This is a genomic window from Escherichia sp. KCJ4928 (genome assembly GCF_004352695.1).
Lineage (GTDB): Bacteria > Pseudomonadota > Gammaproteobacteria > Enterobacterales > Enterobacteriaceae > ECMA0423.
The window spans coordinates 1-297 of the sequence record NZ_SJWV01000713.1 but is presented as its reverse complement, the minus strand read 5'-3'; the positions used below and the strand labels follow the sequence as shown (position 1 = coordinate 297).

The following is a 297-nucleotide window of genomic DNA, read 5'->3' as shown; positions in this document are numbered from 1 at the left end:
CGATATGCAGCCCCTGCCCCACGGTTCCGTACTGCCCCTTTGACAGGTCCGCTTTCGGATGGTTAAGACGGCTCATGTCCTGCACATCATGCAGACAATGGTCCGCCGGAATGATGTCGTTATATTTACAGGCGACACCGCCCGGTGTCACCGTACTGCGGCGCGCCAGTTGCTTAATACGCGGGTCCGGACGGTCATATGTCTCCGGCAGCGGAAGACCTTCACCATACGACATGCCATTTGACTGCCCTGCCAGAACCACAACAAAGTAATACTCCGGGTCGCTGGTGGCACTGA

At 57.2% G+C, this 297-nt stretch carries 1 pseudogene; it reads right to left on the bottom strand.

Annotation, left to right across the window (positions count from 1 at the left end):
* Positions 1-297: pseudogene (locus tag E0D98_RS26390) on the bottom strand (hypothetical protein); the annotation flags it as partial.